The organism is Klebsiella sp. Sb-30 (assembly GCF_057652795.1).
In genome coordinates this window covers 1,106,695-1,125,793 of sequence record NZ_CM172749.1, presented here as the reverse complement: position 1 = coordinate 1,125,793, position 19,099 = coordinate 1,106,695, and the positions used below count along the sequence as shown (strand labels likewise).

Here is a 19,099-nt window from a genome sequence, read left to right as displayed (position 1 = left end):
ATTGTCATTTTGACACCATTAATTGTCATAACGACTATTTTAACCATTGTCATTTTGACATCAATTAGTTTAGCAAAAAACATTAAAAACATTAAAAATCAATCAATTAAAAAGTTGGCACGTAACTTGATATAAGCAACTCATCTTATTTGAACACGCTGAATTAATTGAGGTTGCTATGTCTATTCTGGTTAAAAATAACATTCATTGGGTTGGCCAACGTGACTGGGAAGTGCGTGATTTTCACGGCACCGAATACAAAACGCTGCGCGGCAGCAGCTATAACAGCTATCTCATCCGGGAAGAGAAAAATGTCCTGATTGATACCGTCGATCATAAATTCAGCCGCGAGTTCGTGCAGAACCTGCGTAGCGAGATCGATCTTGCCGATATTGACTACATCGTGATTAACCACGCGGAAGAAGACCATGCCGGCGCGCTGACCGAATTGATGAACAGTATCCCGGATACGCCGATTTACTGCACCGCCAATGCCATTGACTCCATAACCGGCCATCACCATCACCCGGAGTGGAATTTTAAGGTGGTGAAAACCGGAGACAGCCTCGACATCGGCAACGGCAAGCAGCTGATCTTCGTCGAAACGCCCATGCTGCACTGGCCGGACAGCATGATGACCTATATGACCGGCGATGCGGTCCTGTTCAGCAACGACGCCTTCGGCCAGCACTATTGCGACGAGCACCTGTTTAATGACGAAGTCGACCAGACCGAGCTGTTCGAGCAGTGCCAGCGCTACTATGCCAACATCCTGACCCCGTTCAGCCGCCTGGTGACGCCAAAAATCACCGAAATTCTCGGCTTCAACCTGCCGGTCGACATGATAGCCACCTCCCACGGCGTGGTCTGGCGCGACAACCCGACCCAAATCGTCGAGCTGTACCTGAAATGGGCCGCCGATTACCAGGAAGACCGCATCACGCTCTTCTATGACACCATGTCGAACAATACCCGCATGATGGCCGATGCTATCGCCCAGGGAATTACCGACGTGGACCCGCGCGTGGCGGTGAAAATCTTCAACGTCGCCCGTAGCGATAAAAACGAAATACTGACCAACGTCTTCCGCTCAAAAGGGGTGCTGGTCGGCACCTCGACCATGAATAATGTGATGATGCCGAAAATCGCCGGACTGGTTGAAGAGATGACCGGCCTGCGTTTTCGCAATAAGCGCGCCAGCGCCTTCGGCTCTCACGGCTGGAGCGGCGGTGCGGTCGATCGCCTGTCCACCCGCTTACAGGATGCCGGTTTTGAAATGTCCCTGAGCCTGAAGGCCAAATGGCGCCCGGACCTCGACGCGCTGGAGCTGTGCCGCGAACACGGCCGTGAAATTGCCCGCCAGTGGGCGCTCTCCCCGCTGCCGGTCGCCGCAGTACAAACCGCGCCGGAACAAGAAAACTGCGCCTGTGCCGCGGCAGCAGCAGCCGATCTCGGCCCGTCGATGCAGTGCAGCGTCTGCCAGTGGGTTTACGATCCGGCGAAAGGCGAACCGAACCAGGATGTCCAGCCGGGGACGCCGTGGAGCGAGGTCCCGGATAACTTCCTGTGCCCTGAGTGCTCTCTCGGCAAAGATGTCTTTGACGTTCTGGCAACGGAGGCAAAATGAGTGATGGCATCGTCATCATCGGCTCGGGCTTTGCGGCCCGTCAGCTGGTGAAAAATATCCGCAAGCAGGATACCCACATTCCGCTGACGCTGATCGCCGCCGACAGCATGGATGAGTACAACAAACCGGACCTCAGCCATGTGGTCAGCCGCGGCCAACGTGCCGACGATCTGACCCTGCAAACGGCGGGCGAATTCGCCGAGCAGTACCATCTGCGTCTGTTCCCGTACACCTGGGTCAGTGACCTCGACGCCGCAGCGAAAGTGGTGAAAAGTCAGGATCGCGAATGGCGCTACGACAAGCTGGTACTGGCCACCGGCGCCGCACCGTTTATCCCGCCGGTACCCGGGCATGAACTGATGCTGACCCTCAACAGCCAGCGCGAGTACGGCGCCGCGCAGAGTCAGCTCCACGATGCGCAACGCGTGCTGATCGTCGGCGGCGGCCTGATTGGCTGCGAGCTGGCGATGGACTTCTGCCGCGCCGGGAAGGCGGTGACGGTAGTCGATAACTCCGCCAGCGTGCTCTCAGCATTGATGCCGCCGGAGGTCAGCAGCCGTCTGCAGCATCGGCTCACCGATATGGGCGTACACCTGATGCTGAAAACGCAGCTTGAAGGGCTGGAGCAAACCGCCGACGGCATTCGCGTCAGCCTCGACCGTCAGCGCAGCGTCACCGTCGATGCGGTGGTCGCCGCCGCCGGTCTGCGCCCGGAAACGGCGCTGGCGCGCCATGCCGGGTTGATGATTCGTCGTGGCGTGGTGGTGAACAGCCGGTTGCAAACCAGCGATCCGGCAATTTACGCCCTCGGCGACTGCGCGGAAATCAATGGCAGCGTCCTGCCGTTTCTGCAGCCGATTTTACTGAGCGCGATGTGCCTCGCTAAAAACCTGCTGTCGCAGGCGAACGAACTGACGCTGCCGCCGATGCTGGTGAAGGTTAAAACGCCGGATCTGCCGCTGCATCTGGCCGGTGAGACACAGCGGGACGATCTGACGTGGAATCTGGTTGCCGCCAAAGAGGGGGTGGTGGCGAAAGGGGTGGATGCCGCCAACCAGCTGCGCGCCTTTGTGGTCAGCGAGGACCGAATGAAAGAGGCCTTTGCGTTGCTCAAACAATTGGTGCGTTAAGCGGCCCGAACGGGCGTTATTCCCGGGGCGCGGCGTAAACGCCCTACCCGGGCGACCGATTCTGCGCCGTTATTTTGCCGGGTGGCGCGATGCTTACCCGGCCTACATTTCGGCCCTCACCCCGTAGGCCCGCGCAAGCGCAGCGCCGCCGGGTAGCACACCCGCTGTGTGCTTTTGTGGTCATACCGCTCGACCCTCATCCCGTAGGCCCGCGCAAGCGCAGCGCCGCCGGGCGGCACACCCGCTGTGCACTTTTGTGGTCATACAACTCGACCTTCACCCCGTAGGCCCGCGCAAGCACAGCGCCGCCGGGCAGCAGACCGGCCTGGCTCAGGTAGCCCGACTAAACGCCGCGAGAGCCGGGGGAATCTGCAACCTGGCGCGCCAGATTATCGTATCCGCGCCAGCGATAGTTAATCACCGACAGCACCCAGCAGGCGACAAACAGCCCGATGACCACAAAACCGGCGTCGCCGAGATTATCGTTCAGCGCGGCGACCCAGCGCCATAGCCCGCCGCTGAACGAAAACTTGTCCATCAGCAGCCCCAGCGCTTCCAGACCACCGATAAATAACGCCACCACCACCGACGTGCCGGTAATGGTCATATTGTAATAGAGCTTGCGCTGCGGCTTGCTAAACGCCCAGCCGTAGGCGCCGACCATCAGCACATTATCGAGGGTATCCACCAGCGCCATCCCGCTGGCAAACAGCGCCGGAAAGACCATGATCGACCAGATAGACATTCCGCTTGACGCGCTGGCGGCAGAAATCCCCAGCACGCCGATTTCGGTGGCGGTATCAAATCCGAGGCCAAACAGAAAGCCCACCAGATACATCTGCCAGCTACGGCTAATCAGACGAAAAGTTTTACCGAACAACCAGCTCATCATGCCGCCGCCGGTCGCCACCTCATCGCTCACCTTACCGCCTCTCTTCCACGTGCGAAAGCTGCGCCAGACGCTGCGTAAAATCACCAGGTTGATAAACGCCATCAGCAATAAAAACAGCGCCGACACCGCGGTGCCAATCACGCTGCCGGTATCATGCAGCCAGCTCATCTGCTGGCCGAAAGCGGTGGCGGTGGCGGCAATCGCCGCCGAAGCCAGCACCACAATCGACGAGTGGCCAAACGAGAACCAGGCTCCGACGGCAAAAGGCCGACGCCCCTGCTGCATCATTTTGCGGGTGACGCTGTCGATCGCCGCAATATGGTCGGCATCGACCGCATGGCGCAATCCGTATCCCCAGGCCAGCAGACTCGCCGCCATCAGCGCGCCGCTATCGCCAAACGCCTGCCAGGCCCAGCCCCAGGCGAGCAGATTTGCCACAACCAGTCCCAACACCAGCGCAGCGGCACGCGGCTGCTGGCGTAAAATTGTCACTATCATGATGATATCCTGTGAGCCTGCCAGCGGGCTGCGGCCACGACCGCCTGACCAAACGCGATAGCCCCATCTCCGGCAGGGAGCTGCTGCGGAAACAGCAGAGTAAAATCCGCCAGATAAAAGGTCAATCGTGAGACCAGCAGCCGGTTATGCAACACGCCGCCGCTGAATGCCAACGTAGTCATCCCGCGCGACGTTGCACAATCGCGCGCCATCGCGGCCACTCCGCAGGCCAGCGCATCATGAAAGGCCCAGGCTTTTTGTTCGCGGCTCGCCCGCCATCCTAGCCACTGCGGCCAGAAGGTGGCCAGATCCAGCTCGCCCGCCTGCCACGGCAGGCGAACAGGATGCGCAACGCCATCGCAAGCGGTGGCCAGCGCCTCCAGCCGGCAGGCCGCCTCCCCCTCATAGCTCAGGCAGTCCGGCGCGCAGCCCAGCGCGCAGGCCACGGCATCGAACAGGCGTCCGCAGGATGACGCCTTCGGCGCATTCATTCCCCGATCAATAGCCCGCGCCAGCAGCGGCCAGTTGTGCTGGCGCAACGCCGCGGTTTGCGCATCGTTTTGCCAGTCGTCAACGTAGGCCAGGCAATGGGCCAGCAGATTACGCCACGGCTGACGAGCCGCCAGGTCGCCGCCGGGGAGCGCCACCGCCGGCAATCCGCCCAGGCGTTCACACTCCCGGTAATTCACCCGCAGACACTCGCCGCCCCACAGCGCGCCGTTTTCCCCCATGCCGATACCGTCGAGGACCACGGCAATCACATCGCCGCCATCCAGCGGCCAGCCGTGTTCCGCCAGGCAGGCGGCGGCATGGGCATGGTGATGCAGGACGCGCTCAACCGGCAGCGCCAACGAGGTCGCCCACTGCGTCGAACGGTAGCCCGGATGCGTATCGCTGACCACCAGGCTGGGGTTAAAGCCATAAACCGCCTGCATCAGACGCCGCGCCTGATGCCACTGCTGTTCTACGCCCTCATCGCCGAGGTCGCCGAAGTGCTGACTCAGTACCGCCTGCTCTCCGCGCGCCAGACAAAAGGTATTTTTCATATCGGCGCCGAGGCACAGCAGCGGCGGCACGTCGTGAAACCCCGGCGGTAATGGCATCGCATCAGGCACATAGCCTCGCGAACGACGTAGCATTTCACCACTTTGCCGCATCACCGAGTCGTCCATCCGCTGCACAATGTCGCGGTTGTGCAGCAGAAAACCATCGGCAATCCCGGCCAAATCACGCAGCGCATCGACGTTGGCGATCGCCGGCGGCCGTCCGCTCAGGTTGCCGGAGGTCATCACCAGAGGGCGCGCCAGCGCCTGCAAAACCAGATGCTGCAACGGATTAGATGGCAGCATCACCCCCACTTCATTCAGCGCTGGCGCAATGTCGTCACACAGGCCATCGACCTGCGATTTCTCTATCAATACGATGGGTGCAGCGGGTGACGTCAGTAACGCCTGCGCCGCTGCCGGCAGGCTATCCGCCGCCGGCAGCATCACCGCCAGCGGCTTTGCCGGACGATGTTTGCGTGTGCGTAACGCCGCCACCGCGCGCGGATTACCGGCATCGCACACCAGATGAAAACCGCCCACGCCCTTGATGGCGACAATCTGCCCGGCCTGTAGCTGATGAATCGCCGCCTGCAATGCCGCTTCTCCGACCAGCGACTCGCCTTCCGCGCGCCACTCCAGACGCGGGCCGCAGTCGGCGCAGGCCACCGGTTGAGCATGAAAACGTCGGTCGCCAGGGTGGCGGTACTCGGCCTCGCAGCGCGGACAGAGTGGAAAAGGCGCCATCGAGGTAAAGGGGCGGTCATAGGGCATCGCGCGAATAATGGTGAAACGCGGCCCACAGTGAGTGCAGTTAATAAACGGGTAGCGATAGCGGCGATCCCGCGGATTGTTCATCTCCGCCAGGCATGCCGGGCAGGTGGCCGCATCGGGCACAATCTGGGTACGCATACTTCCGCCGCCGCTTTCGCGAATGGCGAAATCCTGCGGCAGCGTACGCCAGTGAAACGGCCGGGTTTCCACGCTGTCGATACGCGCCAGCGGCGGACAGCGGCGGGTCAGCGCGGCGAGAAACGCCGCCTCATCGCCCAACAGGCGCACCAGTACGCCGTCACCGTCGTTACATACGTCGCCGCAGCGTGCTGACTCTTGCGCCAGCTGCCAGACAAAGGGGCGGAAGCCCACCCCCTGCACTTTACCGCGAATGCGAATCTGCACTCCGTTCATCGTGCCGCCGCCTTACCAGGCCAGCGCCGTACGACGACGTTTTTCGCTATTCATCTGCTCAAGCTTATTGCGGTCCACGCAAATCAGCGCATGCGTCGGGCAGGCCTCTATACAGGCGGGGCCCTCTTCCCGGTGATGGCAAAGATCGCATTTATTGGCTTCCGCTTTTTCCGCCATCACGTTCAGCCCGGCACCGCTATGACGAATCACCGGACGCACGACCACCTCCATCGCGCCGTAGGGACAGGCCACCACGCAGGTTTTGCAGCCGATGCAGCGCTCCTGCATCACGTGAATAAAGCCTTTATCCCGGGCGATCGCGCCGTTCGGACAGACGTTGGCGCACGGCGCGTCTTCACATTGGCGGCAGGCGGTGGCCGTCGAGACGTTAACGCCTTTGATCACATGGATACGCGGTAAGAAGGATTTTGGCGTCAGCGCGGCGCAGTCCTGATTTTCCTGATGAGAGACCACGCAGGCCACTTCGCAGGTGCGGCAGCCGATGCATTTGCTCGCGTCGGCAATAATGAAACGGTTCATCCATTTCTCCAGCTGTAAGAAGGTTACGCGGCGGAGTATGCATAATACGTTCCAACTTTTATCACGCTGATAATAAAGGAAATGAATAACCTAAAGACGGGGAACAGATTCTGTCATCGTCACATCTGACGATGACAGATGACGACGTCAGGCGAACGGTCCCGGGGCAATCGAGTCACGTTCAAGCAGCTCACCGGGGAAGGTTTGCTGATATTTTAAATCGCCGCCGTCGAGCATAAAGATCAGTCGGTTAATACTCTCCTTGATCATCTCCGTCACCGGTATTTTGACGCTGGAGAGCGCCGGAACCATATACGGCGCCAGCACGATATCATCGAAGCCGATGACCGAGACCTGCTCCGGAATCCGCACGCCCTGCTGATGTAGCTGCTTCATCGCGCCAATCGCCATGTCGTCATTGCTCGCCACCAGCGCACTGTAACGGGCATCGCGCTGACGCAGCGTCGCTACGCCAGCCGCGCCGCTTTCCGGCGTCCACTTGCCCTCAACGATCAGCTCATTATTCAGCGAAATCCCGTGTTTCGTCAGCGCATCTTTATAGCCGGAAAGGCGTTCAATCCCGGTAGGCGAATCCAGTGAGCCGGTGATAAACGCGATATCACGATGGCCGCGGGCAATCAGTTTTTCGACCGCCGTAAATGCCGAGGCTTTTTGATCGGACCAGACGCAGTGGCTGGCGTTGCGCCGCAGGCGGCGGTTGAGCACCATAATCGGCTGCGGCTGGTTTTCCACGATTTCGTCCATTTCATCAACGCTGAGAAAACGCGGATAGATGATAATCGCGTCGCAGCGCAGGTCGAGCAGGTACTGGATCGCCTCGCGCTCTTCTTCCGCGCTGTGCTTGCCGTCGGCCAGAATCAGCTGCCGTCCCTTGTCTTCCGTCATCCGCGCAACGTGAAACAACAACTCGCTAAAATAGACCCCGTGATAAAGGGTGTTGGTCACTACCAGCCCCAGCGTCTGGCTCTTTTTGGTCGCCAGATTACGCGCCAGCAGATTGGGCCGGTAGCCGCTTTCCGCCACGGCCTGAAATACGCGATCTTTCGTTTCCTGGCTGACATAGCCGTTACCCGACAGTACCCGGGAAACGGTCGCTTTCGAGACTCCCGCGCGTTTCGCCACCTCCAGCATCGTTGCCATGTTGTTCTTCCTGTTGCAAAAGATGCCCGCAGTGTACTGCACACCTCGCCGTTTTACAGCTTTGACTCGCGCGCAGCGCAGATTCTTAGCTGGCTTACATAGCGATCAAAATCACAAAACGAAAAAATGATTTTTTTATATCTTGTTAGAACGAATGAAACTCATCATGATTTTGTGGAACCGGTTTCCTATATATCCCTGATAGCGCACGATCCTCAGGTGCGATAACCAGCCAGTACCCTATTGATTAAACAGGATAAAATCCGATGTCTAAAAATTACGCAGCCCTGGCAAAGCAAATTCTGACGGCAACAGGCGGGGCGGATAACATCACGGCAGTCACCCACTGTATGACCCGCCTGCGTTTTGTGGTCAAAGATGATGCGCGGGTGGACAGCGCCGCGCTGAAAAGCCTGAAAGGCGTGCTTGGCGTGGTGCGCAGCGACAATCAGTGCCAGGTCATCATCGGCAATACGGTATCGCAGGCGTTTCGCGAAGTGGTCAACCTGCTGCCGGACAACATGCGCCCCGCGGAACCTCAGGGAAAACCGCCGCTGACGGTAAAGCGTATCGGCGCCGGGATCCTCGATGCCCTGATCGGCACCATGTCACCGCTGATCCCCGCCATCATCGGCGGATCGATGGTCAAACTGCTGGCGATGATCCTTGAGATGAGCGGCGTCCTGCCTAAAGGTGCGCCCACGTTGACTATTTTGACCGTCATCGGCGACGGCGCCTTTTTCTTCCTGCCGCTGATGGTCGCCGCCTCTGCGGCGGTAAAATTCAAAACCAATATGTCGCTGGCGATTGCCATTGCCGGGGTGCTGGTCCATCCGAGCTTTATTGAGCTGATGGCCAAAGCGGCCCAGGGTGAGCACGTCGAGTTCGCCTTTATTCCGGTGACGGCGGTGAAATACACCTATACCGTTATTCCGGCGCTGGTGATGACCTGGTGCCTGTCATATATCGAACGCTGGGTCGATCGCATTACTCCGGCGGTGACGAAAAACTTCCTCAAGCCGATGCTGATCGTGCTGATCGCCGCTCCGCTGGCGATCCTGCTGATAGGCCCGCTCGGGATCTGGATCGGCAGCGCCATCTCCGCGCTGGTGTACACCATTCATAGCTATCTGGGCTGGCTGTCGGTGGCCATTATGGGCGCCCTGTGGCCGCTGCTGGTGATGACCGGGATGCACCGCGTTTTCACCCCAACCATTATTCAGACCATTGCGGAAACCGGTAAAGAAGGGATGGTGATGCCGTCAGAAATCGGCGCCAACCTGTCGCTGGGCGGCTCATCGCTGGCGGTAGCCTGGAAAACCAAAAATCCGGAGCTGCGCCAGACTGCGCTGGCGGCCGCGGCCTCCGCCATTCTGGCCGGTATCTCCGAACCGGCGCTGTACGGTGTCGCGGTGCGCCTCAAACGTCCGCTCATCGCCAGCCTGATCAGCGGCTTTATCTGCGGCGCGGTGGCCGGTATCGCCGGGCTTGCCAGCCACTCGATGGCGGCACCGGGCCTGTTCACCAGCGTCCAGTTCTTTGACCCGGCTAACCCGATGTCTATCGTCTGGGTCTTCGGCGTGATGGCGCTGGCGGTGGTGCTCTCGTTCGTACTGACGCTGCTGCTCGGCTTTGAAGATATCCCGGTGGAAGAGGCCGCAGCCGATGCCAGAGCGCGCCAGACCACGACCCGACCATCACACGTCTGAACACTATTTTTTGTAAGCGAGGTAACGCATGTCGACTTTTCCACACGGCTTTTTATGGGGCGGCGCGCTGGCCGCAAACCAGTCTGAAGGGGGGTATCTCGAGGGCGGCAAAGGGCTGACCACCGTGGATACGCTGCCCCATGGCGCGAACCGCATGCCGGTAAAGCTCGGGCTGGAGAAGCGTTTTCAGCTGCGTGACGATGAATTTTACCCGAGCCATGAGGCCATCGATTTTTATCATCGCTATAAAGAGGATATCGCCCTGATGGCGGAGATGGGCTTTAGCGTCTTCCGCACCTCAATTGCCTGGAGCCGCCTGTACCCTAACGGCGATGAGCTGGAGCCGAATCAAGAAGGGATCGCCTTTTATCGCTCGCTGTTTGAAGAGTGCAAAAAGTACGGGATTGAGCCGCTGGTAACCCTTTGCCACTTCGATGTGCCGATGCATCTGGTCATTGAATACGGTTCATGGCGCAATCGTAAAATGGTGGAGTTCTTTACCCGCTACGCCCGCACCTGCTTTGAAGCCTTCGACGGGCTGGTGAAATACTGGCTAACCTTCAATGAAATCAACATCATGCTCCATAGCCCCTACTCCGGCGCCGGGCTGGTGTTTGAAGAGGGAGAGAACCAGGAGCAGGTGAAGTACCAGGCGGCGCACCACGAGCTTATCGCCAGCGCGCTGGCGACCCAAATCGCCCACGAGGTCAACCCGCATAACCAGGTCGGCTGCATGCTGGCGGGCGGCAATTTTTATCCCTGGTCCTGCAAGCCTGAAGATGTGTGGATGGCGCTGGAGAAAGATCGCGAAAACCTCTTCTTTATTGACGTACAGGCGCGCGGTGCTTATCCGTCTTATTCGGCGCGCGTGTTCCGCGAAAAAGGCGTGACCATTGAAAAGCAGCCGGCCGATGACGAGATCCTGAAGAACACCGTCGATTTTGTCTCATTCAGCTATTACGCCTCTCGCTGCGCGTCGGCAGACATGAACGCCAACAACACCAATGCGGCAAACATTGTTAAATCGCTGAAAAACCCGCACATCAAAGCCAGTGAATGGGGCTGGGGCATTGATCCGCTCGGCCTGCGCATCACCATGAATATGATGTATGACCGCTATCAGAAGCCGCTGTTCCTGGTCGAAAACGGCCTCGGAGCCCGGGACGAGATCGATGCCAACGGCGAGATTCACGATGACTATCGCATCAGCTATTTGCGCGAGCATATCAAAGCGATGCGCGATGCTATTGAGGACGGGATTCCGGTGATGGGCTACACCAGCTGGGGCTGTATCGATCTGGTTTCTGCTTCAACCGGCGAAATGAGCAAGCGCTATGGCTTTGTCTATGTCGATCGCGATGATGCCGGCAACGGCACGCTGGAGCGTAAGCGTAAAAAATCGTTCTGGTGGTACAAGAAGGTGATTGCCAGCAACGGCGAAGACCTCGAGTAGAGCATATATTGCCGGGCAGCGCTGTGGCTGCACCGGCCCACGGTTTTGTCGGCCGGATTCGAGTAGAGCGCGTATTGCCGGGCGGCGCTGTGGCTGCACCGGCCCACGGTTTTGTCGGCCGGATTCGAGTAGAGCGCGTACTGCCGGGCAGCGCTGTGGCTGCACCGGCCTACGGTTTTGTCGGCCGGATTCGAGTAGTGCGCGTATTGCCGGGCGGCACTGTGGCTGCACCGGCCCACGGTTTTGTCGGCCGGATTCGAATAGAGCGCGTATTGCCGGGCGGCGCTGTGGCTGCACCGGCCCACGGTTTTGTCGTTTTGTAGGCCGGATAAGGCGTTAGCCGCCATCCGGCTCGGGCATGGTCCGCAGATGCCGCGGCGCGCGTTTGCGGCCATACTCCGCGTCGCTCATCGGCAGACAGCCAACAAATCCACGCACCAGCGCTTGAGCGGCATAGCCAACCCGCTATTAACCCATCCACGTTAGCCTTGTCACCCCCAGCTCCTTGAGATGGCGTAGGCGAAAAAGCGTATTGCCTGACCCGGCTAAACATTCGCGTAAGCCCGGATGCCAGACGCTATGCGTCTGCCGCCTCCAGCTGTGCAAAACCGCCGTTCCCCTGCCAGCCGCTAAGCTGGTGATATACCACCTCGACCGCATCCTTAATTGGCTGGGTCATCGGGTAATAAAAGCCGACGATATCCGGCTGAATCCCGAGAAAAATGACCTCACCAACATCCTCTTGCAGCTGATCGATCAGATAGTTGAGCGGCATATTGTGGGTGGTCATCATAAACATTTCGGCAATATCGTCCGGGTCAACGAGGCGGATTTCTCCGGGGTTGAGCCCCATATCGGTAGCATCGACGATCAGCAGGCGATCGGGACGTAGCTCGCGAATGGCGACGATGTCGTTTTCCGGGGCGCTGCCGCCATCGATCACCACCCATTCACCGACCGGCCTGGCGGCGCACATCTCCGCCAATAGCGGGCCTGCGCCATCATCGCCCATCATGCTGTTGCCAACACAAAGTAAAACATCAGTCACGGAGTCTCCTCACCATCAGATAGATGGCGCTTTCCTGGTGAATATCGTGCAGCATGCTGAGCATCGTTTTGCTCCACGCCTGCTGTTCGGCGGTCTGCCGGGCCTGTGCTTTATCGAAGGCGTTGGCGAGCATCGTGACATGATTGCTGTCGATCACTATCTCGCCGTACTTCGGCACGCCCTCCATTTTACGCCGTGCGGTGCTGCCCTCTTCGAGAGTGGCAATCCACGCCAGATAGTCCTGCCACGGGCAGCTTAGCGCTGCCTCCAGGCAGTCGATGACGCCGAGGTGGTGGCCAATCGCCAGGCTGTAATAGACCACCTGTTGCGCCTGATCGGGCGTCGCGTCGTTCTCATCAATAAATTTACGGCTCAGCTGACTGAACACCACCGTCTCGCTCATCGGATACGCGCCCCCTCGACCACCTGGTTCAGATGGGTGACGATCTCAGTCAGACGCGGATCTTTCTCCGCCTCCAGCCAGCGCACCACCTGACTATCGCCCTGCGCCAGCAGACGCATGTAGTCATCGGCAATCTGGCGGCCATAGCGATAGCCCGCCAGGCGACGCGCTTCACGATCGATGCGCACCCGCAGCGGCTGCACCATGCCGGGGTGGAGAATTTCCGCCGCTTTGTCATCCTGCTCGCCCGGCAGACGGGCGTGAATTTTCTGTTCCAGCAGACCCAGCGCCATCGCAAAGCCATATAGCGTGGCGGCAGGCGTCGGCGGACAGCCCGGAATATAGACGTCCACCGGGACAATTTTGTCGGTTCCGCCCCAGACGCAGTAAAGGTCGTGGAAGATACCGCCGCTGTTGCCGCAGGCGCCGTAGGAGATGCAGATTTTCGGATCCGGCGCCGACTGCCAGGCACGCAGCGCCGGTGAACGCATGGCGCGGGTCACCGCGCCGGTAAACAGCAGAATATCGGCATGGCGCGGTGACGGCACCACTTTTATCCCAAAGCGTTCGGCATCAAACAGCGGTGACAGGGTGGCGAAAATCTCGATTTCGCAGCCGTTGCAGCCGCCGCAGTCCACGCGATAGACATAGGCGGAACGCTTAATTTTCTTCAGCAGCGATGCCTTCATGCTGGCGATGGACTCCTCCACCGTCATCGGCAGCGGAATGCCGTTTTCATCGCGCGGGCCTGGTAAATTGCTCATCAGCTGGCCTCTCTCATATGACGAGTCAGTTCAATACGATCGGACGGCACCAGGCACTTCTGGCGTTTACACTCCGGGCAGGTCTCGAAGCTTTCGCGATGCAGCTCGGCGCGAGTATCTCCGTTGTGCCCGAGCAGCGCGATGGCGTAGTCGATCTCTTTTTGTACGGCGAACGGGCGTTCGCACACCCGGCAATGGCAAATGGCAAAGCGCGACTGCTGGAGGAAATCCTCTTTCTTCCACACCGCCAGTTCATACTCCTGCGACAGCTTGATGGCCGCCGTCGGGCACACCTCTTCGCAGCGACCGCAGAAGATGCAGCGCCCGAGGTTGAACTGCCAGGCAAGCTCGCGCGTCACCAGGTCCGTTTCCACCGTCAGCGCGTTCGACGGGCAGGCGTTCACGCAGGCCGCGCAGCCGATACACTGCTGCGGCGTATGTTCCGGTTTGCCGCGAAAGTTTTTATCTACCGGCATCGGCTCCAGCGGATAGGCGTGCGTCGCGTTGCCGGTTTTGATCACTTTTTTGATAAAGGTAAACATGGCGATTCCTTATTTCAGCGGCGAGTTTTTACGCTCGATGCTGTAGCGCTCCAGCTCTTTGTACGGCACCACTTTGCTTTTTTTCTTCCGCACATCGACCACGGTCATGCGGTCGGTACAGGAGTAGCAAGGATCGAGGCTGCCGATAATCAACGGGGCGTCGGAGACGGTGTTGCCGCGCAGCATATAGCGCAGGGTCGGCCAGTTGGCGTAGGTGGCCGCACGACAGCGCCAGCGGTACAGCTTCTGGTTGTCGCCGGTCATGCTCCAGTGGATATCATCCCCGCGCGGCGCTTCCGAGAAGCCCAGCGCAAAACGGTGCGGGATATAGGTAAAGCCTTCCACCGCCAGCGGACCGCCCGGCAGGTTATCGAGGCCGAAGTCGATCATATTCAGCGCGGTATAGACCTCGTTGATACGCACCTTCAGGCGCGAAATGACGTCGCAGCCCTGTTCGCTGTGAACCGTCATCGGCAGCAGACCGTAGCCGACAAACGGATGGTCGGCGCGGGTGTCGCGAGCGTGGCCGCTGGCGCGGACCATCGGACCGACGTTGCTGAAATCACGGGCGATTTGCGGGTCGAGGCGGCCTATCCCCACGGTACGCTGCGCCATATTCGGCGTGCTGAGCAGCATATCGACCAGCTCCTGCACGTCGCGGCGCATCTGCTGCGCCAGCGCTCTTGTCTGGATCATGTCATCTTTCAGCAGGTCGCGACGGATGCCGCCAATCAGGTTCATACCGTAGGTTTTACGCGCCCCGGTGAGGATCTCCGCCATCTTCATTGAGGTCTCACGCACGCGGAAGAACTGCATAAACCCGGAGTCAAAGCCGGTGAAGTGGCAGGCGAGGCCGAGGTTCAGCAGGTGCGAATGCAGGCGTTCCACTTCCAGCAGGATGGCGCGGATCATCTGCGCGCGTTCCGGTACCACGATCCCCATCGCATTCTCGACGGAGGTGGTATAGGCCGTACTGTGGGCAAAGCCGCAGATACCGCACACGCGGTCGGACAGGAAGGTCACTTCGTTATAACCCATGCGGGTTTCCGCCAGTTTTTCCATGCCCCGGTGGACATAGAACAGGCGGTAATCGGCGTCGATAATATTCTCGCCATCAACGAACAGGCGGAAATGACCGGGTTCATCGGAAGTGACGTGCAGCGGGCCAATCGGCACCACGTTGTTTTTCTTACTGCCCAGCTCGTTGATGAACTCGTAGGTTTCCGCATCGGTGGTCGGCGCCGGGCGCTGACGATAATCCATGCTGTCTTTACGCAGCGGATAGAGTTCATCCGGCCAGTCGTCCGGCAGTACCAGGCGGCGCTCATCCGGCAGCCCCACCGGTATCAGACCGTACATATCGCGCACTTCACGCTCGCCCCAGACGGCGGCAGGCACGCGCGGCGTCACCGACGGATATTCCGGTTTGTCGGCATCCACTTCGACGCGCACGGTTACCCAGCACCGGGTCCCCTGCTCCATCGACAGCACGTAATACACGGCATAGTGGCCGTTAAGCTTACGTTCGTCGTTACCGAACAGCACCGACAGCCAGCCGCCCTGCTGGTAGTAGAGAAACTCCACAACTTCCGGGAGATAGTTGACCTTCACCGTCACGGTGAGCTGATCTTTGGTCTGCCAGGCTTCGTCGAGCACCACGCCCGGGAAGGCCTGATGCAGCGCGGCGAGATAGTGTTGACCGATTTTTTCTTCAGACATGCTCAAACTCTCTTAATCACGCCGCCAGCAAGGAGACGAAAGCTAAAAACGCAAAGCCAAAACCGGCCCAGGTAACGCGGGAAGTGGCACAAAAACGCAGACGCGCCATGCTGTTTTCAAACAGCGCGATAACCAGCACGCCCGCCACCAGCTTGGCGATGGCGGCGACCAGCGCCAGCAGCAGGCCACCGAGGCTAAAACTGGTCATCGCTCCCCACGGAATAAAGACGCCGACAAACATCTGCAGCACAACCAGCTGTTTGAGGCTGATGCCCCATTTCAACACCGCAAATCCGCTGCCGCTGTATTCGGTCAGCGGCCCTTCCTGCAGCTCCTGCTCCGCTTCCGCCAGGTCGAACGGCAGCTTGCCCATTTCGATAAAGGTGGCGAACGCGCAGGCGCACAGCGCCAGGACCAGCGGTACCGAGCGGGCAACGGGCCAGTGATAAATGGTGGCGACGATCTGGCTGAGGTGCGTGGAGCCGGCAACCTGCGCCGCAACCCACAGGCCCAGCAGCAGAATCGGCTCCGCCAGCACGCCGAGCATCGCTTCGCGGCTGGCGCCGATCGCCGTAAACGGGCTACCGGTGTCCAGACCGGCAATCGCAAAGAAGAAACGGGCAATCGCGAACAGGTAGATCAGGGTGATCAGATCGCCCAGTCCCGCCAGCGGCGACGAGACGGTTACCACCGGCAGCGCGCTGGCAATGGTCAACATCACGCCGACCATCACGAAGGGCGTCAGGCGGAAAACCCAGCCGGAAACATCCGGCCCGACGCTCTGGCGACCCAGCAGCTTGAAGATATCCCGGTACTCCTGCAGCACTCCCGGACCGCGGCGATTATGCAAGCGGGCGCGGGCTACGCGGGTGATGCCGGACAGCAGAGGCGCGGCGGCAAACAGCAGCAGCGCCTGCAATAATGCAATTAAAACGCTCATTCTCAGGCTCCTCGCGAAATGACAATAACCACCAGCGCCGCCAGCTCAAGCAACGCCACGCCGCGGAACAGCGCAGGCGCCGAGGCGGACTGCCAGCCGGGAACCAGACGCACCGGATTCAGCCAATGACGCAATTTCAGCAGCGGCGCAAAGGCCTCTTTAACCGGCATGGCAAAACCATGAGCGGTAATGACCATCGATTTTTCATGGTCGTAGCCGCAGACCCATGCCGCACCGCGGGAGCGTGCGGGCAGACGATCGCCTTTAAAGAAGATCATCAGCAGGAACGGCAGCAGCGGACAGGCCAGCAGCAGAATGGCGATCAGCGGCTGCGACACCACGCTTGAGATCTGCGCCTGAACCGGTAGTACCCCGCCGACCAGCGTCAACAGCCACGGCGCGGCGACCCCGCCCGCCACGCAGCAGAGCGCGGCGAGTAGCACGCTGACCGTCATCAGCAGCGGGGCGCCGGTGGCGTTCTCCGCTTCCGGAGTCCGCGGGGCGCCGAGGAAGGTCACGCCGTAGACTTTCGCCATACACATCACCGCCAGCGCGCCGGTCATTGCCAGGCCAACGGCCAGCAGCGGCCCAAGCAGACGGCCGATAAAGGCGTCGCCGGTGCTCAGTTTGAAGAAGGACTGGTAGATAACCCACTCGCCGGCAAAGCCGTTGAGCGGCGGCAGCGCCGCCATCGCCATCAGGCCGATCAGCATAGCGAGCGAAATCAGCGGCATTCTTTTGCCCAGCCCGCCCAGCTTTTCGATATCGCGGTGGCCGGTACGGAACCACACGGCGCCGGCGCCAAGGAACAGCGTCGTTTTGAACAGACTGTGGTTGATCAGGTGGTACATGCCGCCGATGAAGCCCAGCACCATCAGGCTACTGCTGTTGAGCGCCAGACCGGTGACGAAGGCGCCAAGTCCCAGCAAAATAATGCCGATATTTTCGAGGGTGTGATAAGCCAGCAGGCGCTGAATATTGTGCTCCATCAGGGCGTACAGTCCGCCGATAAACGCGGTTATCATCCCCACGACCAGCAGCAAGACGCCCCACCACAGCGGCGGCGTGCTCCCGGCAAGCGAGACCGTCAGCATGCCAAACAGCCCGACTTTCATCACCACCGTGGAGAACAGCGCGGCGGCCGGCGCGCTGGCCCCGGCGTGCGCCTGCGGCGCCCAGCCGTGGAGCGGGATAACGCCCGCCAGCAGCGCGAAACCGACGAGCGCCGGCAACCACAGCAGCATATTTTGCGGAGCGTGGGCGGCGAGCAGACTAATCTGCCCCAGGTCAAGAGTGCCGTAGAAAGACCACACCAGCCAGCAGCTCCACGCCATCAGCAGCGTGCCCAGACGTCCCAACGCAAACCACAGCTTTGCGGATTGCGCGCAGCCGGTCAGAAATGCTCCGCACAGGGCCATCATCTCCGCCATGACCACCAGCGTGCCGAAGTTTGTTGCCACCACGGCGCAGGTTGCTGAAGCCAGCAGCAGATTGACCAGCAGGCCGTTGGCTTTCACCTGCGAATGACGGTGCCAGGCGATATTAAACAGGGCGACAGGCAGGGCGCTGAGGCCAATGGCGAGCAGCCATAGCGCATTGATGCCGTTCACCCGAGCCGGTAAAGAGAGCATCTGCAGCATGCCGTCGCTCACCTGCTCCGGGGTTATCAGCGTCGCGATAGCGGCGACGATCAGCATGGCGCTGGCCACCGCGCCGCCGATCCCGGCAATCGCACCGCTTAACGGTTTTCTCAGGGTAAAGATAAATGCCAGCACGCCGCTGGCGGCATACCACAGCACCGCCTGGTTGACTAAAGAGATCGCGCTCATTTCACGCCCTCCTGTTGCGACTGAAACAGCGACAAATCGCCGAGGTCGGTATTAAAGGTCAGCTCACGCTTGCGCTTGCTGGCCTGGGCGATATCGCGGATATCCACCAGCAGCAGCGCTTTCGTCGGACATGTACGCACGCAGGCGGGTCCCTGCTCATCGAAATGGCACAGGTCGCATTTCACGGCGATAGCGCGCACGCCGGGTACCCAGTCGAGCAGCGAACTGACGCGAGCGGGCGCCGGCGGCGCAGCGGGTGCCATAGGGGTATTGGCATTAGCCGGAATATCCAGCGGACGACTGCCGGAAAATTCAATCGCCCCGAACGGGCAGGCAATGGCGCACAGCTTGCAGCTCACGCACAGGCTTTCATTCAGCTGAACCGCGCCATCGACGCGATTGATCGCATTAACCGGACACACGGCGGCGCAAGGGGCGTCTTCGCAGTGGTGGCACATTTGCGGCGCCGATTCTTTTTCATTACGCATGACCTGTAGTCGCGGCATGGCCTGCAGGCCGTACTGGCGATGCGTCTCTGAGCAGGCGGCTTCGCAGGTGCGGCAGCCGATACAGACGGTGGAGTCAGCAATTACAAAACGGTTCACCGGGCAAT

16 protein-coding genes are annotated in these 19,099 nt (G+C 60.0%); 4 read left to right on the top strand and 12 right to left on the bottom strand.

Features of this window, described 5'->3' with window-relative positions; genetic code table 11:
* The first annotated feature begins 178 nt into the window (after positions 1-178).
* Together norV and norW are read left to right on the top strand one after the other, a co-directional pair.
* The gene (gene norV, locus AC236I_RS05360; protein WP_044349640.1) at positions 179-1,627 is read left to right on the top strand and encodes an anaerobic nitric oxide reductase flavorubredoxin; all 1,449 of its coding nucleotides are present in this window, start codon (positions 179-181) and stop codon (positions 1,625-1,627) included.
* Complete coding sequence (gene norW / locus AC236I_RS05355; protein ID WP_004866860.1) at positions 1,624-2,757, top strand: NADH:flavorubredoxin reductase NorW; 1,134 nt, start codon at positions 1,624-1,626, stop codon at positions 2,755-2,757. Before norV ends, norW begins: the two co-directional genes overlap by 4 nt.
* A gap of 343 nt (positions 2,758-3,100) precedes the next feature.
* Here norW and AC236I_RS05350 read toward each other — a convergent pair whose 3' ends face one another.
* From AC236I_RS05350 to AC236I_RS05335, 4 genes are all read right to left on the bottom strand, one after another.
* Complete coding sequence (locus tag AC236I_RS05350; RefSeq protein ID WP_015585880.1) at positions 3,101-4,147, bottom strand: HoxN/HupN/NixA family nickel/cobalt transporter; 1,047 nt, start codon at positions 4,145-4,147, stop codon at positions 3,101-3,103.
* Positions 4,144-6,378 carry a carbamoyltransferase HypF gene (gene hypF / locus AC236I_RS05345; protein WP_316935258.1) on the bottom strand — a complete coding sequence of 745 codons (2,235 nt, stop codon included), beginning with the start codon at positions 6,376-6,378 and terminating at the stop codon, positions 4,144-4,146. Before hypF ends, AC236I_RS05350 begins: the two co-directional genes overlap by 4 nt.
* A gap of 12 nt (positions 6,379-6,390) precedes the next feature.
* Positions 6,391-6,918, bottom strand: coding sequence for an electron transport protein HydN (hydN, locus tag AC236I_RS05340; RefSeq protein WP_004866866.1), 528 nt, complete (start codon positions 6,916-6,918; stop codon positions 6,391-6,393).
* Between the two features lie 147 nt (positions 6,919-7,065).
* A complete protein-coding gene (locus AC236I_RS05335) occupies positions 7,066-8,079 on the bottom strand; it encodes a LacI family DNA-binding transcriptional regulator (protein WP_015585878.1) in 1,014 nt (337 codons plus the stop codon).
* Positions 8,080-8,345: 266 nt separating this feature from the next.
* Between AC236I_RS05335 and ascF the strand changes: the two genes are divergently transcribed.
* A complete protein-coding gene (gene ascF / locus AC236I_RS05330; RefSeq protein ID WP_004866869.1) occupies positions 8,346-9,788 on the top strand; it encodes a PTS cellobiose/arbutin/salicin transporter subunit IIBC in 1,443 nt (480 codons plus the stop codon).
* Between the two features lie 28 nt (positions 9,789-9,816).
* Positions 9,817-11,241, top strand: coding sequence for a 6-phospho-beta-glucosidase (locus AC236I_RS05325; RefSeq protein ID WP_004866872.1), 1,425 nt, complete (start codon positions 9,817-9,819; stop codon positions 11,239-11,241).
* Positions 11,242-11,818: 577 nt separating this feature from the next.
* On the opposite strand, the gene hycI is transcribed toward AC236I_RS05325, so the two are convergent.
* Genes hycI through AC236I_RS05285 form a run of 8 tightly spaced genes read right to left on the bottom strand, consistent with a single transcriptional unit; the run spans position 11,819 to position 19,091 of the window.
* A complete protein-coding gene (gene hycI, locus AC236I_RS05320) occupies positions 11,819-12,289 on the bottom strand; it encodes a hydrogenase maturation peptidase HycI (protein ID WP_004866873.1) in 471 nt (156 codons plus the stop codon).
* Positions 12,282-12,692, bottom strand: coding sequence for a formate hydrogenlyase maturation HycH family protein (locus tag AC236I_RS05315; RefSeq protein WP_015585877.1), 411 nt, complete (start codon positions 12,690-12,692; stop codon positions 12,282-12,284). The genes hycI and AC236I_RS05315 overlap by 8 nt, the downstream gene beginning before the upstream one ends.
* Entirely contained in the window at positions 12,689-13,456 is a 768-nt protein-coding gene (locus AC236I_RS05310; RefSeq protein ID WP_004866877.1) for an NADH-quinone oxidoreductase subunit B family protein, read from the bottom strand. Before AC236I_RS05310 ends, AC236I_RS05315 begins: the two co-directional genes overlap by 4 nt.
* A complete protein-coding gene (locus AC236I_RS05305) occupies positions 13,456-13,998 on the bottom strand; it encodes a formate hydrogenlyase complex iron-sulfur subunit (protein WP_004866880.1) in 543 nt (180 codons plus the stop codon). Before AC236I_RS05305 ends, AC236I_RS05310 begins: the two co-directional genes overlap by 1 nt.
* A gap of 9 nt (positions 13,999-14,007) precedes the next feature.
* The gene (hycE, locus tag AC236I_RS05300; protein WP_004866882.1) at positions 14,008-15,717 is read right to left on the bottom strand and encodes a formate hydrogenlyase subunit HycE; all 1,710 of its coding nucleotides are present in this window, start codon (positions 15,715-15,717) and stop codon (positions 14,008-14,010) included.
* Between the two features lie 16 nt (positions 15,718-15,733).
* Positions 15,734-16,657, bottom strand: coding sequence for a respiratory chain complex I subunit 1 family protein (locus AC236I_RS05295; RefSeq protein WP_088402250.1), 924 nt, complete (start codon positions 16,655-16,657; stop codon positions 15,734-15,736).
* A 2-nt stretch (positions 16,658-16,659) separates the two neighbouring features.
* A complete protein-coding gene (gene hycC, locus AC236I_RS05290) occupies positions 16,660-18,486 on the bottom strand; it encodes a formate hydrogenlyase subunit 3 (RefSeq protein ID WP_015585875.1) in 1,827 nt (608 codons plus the stop codon).
* A complete protein-coding gene (locus tag AC236I_RS05285; protein WP_004866887.1) occupies positions 18,483-19,091 on the bottom strand; it encodes a 4Fe-4S dicluster domain-containing protein in 609 nt (202 codons plus the stop codon). The genes hycC and AC236I_RS05285 overlap by 4 nt, the downstream gene beginning before the upstream one ends.
* Positions 19,092-19,099: the final 8 nt, after the last annotated feature.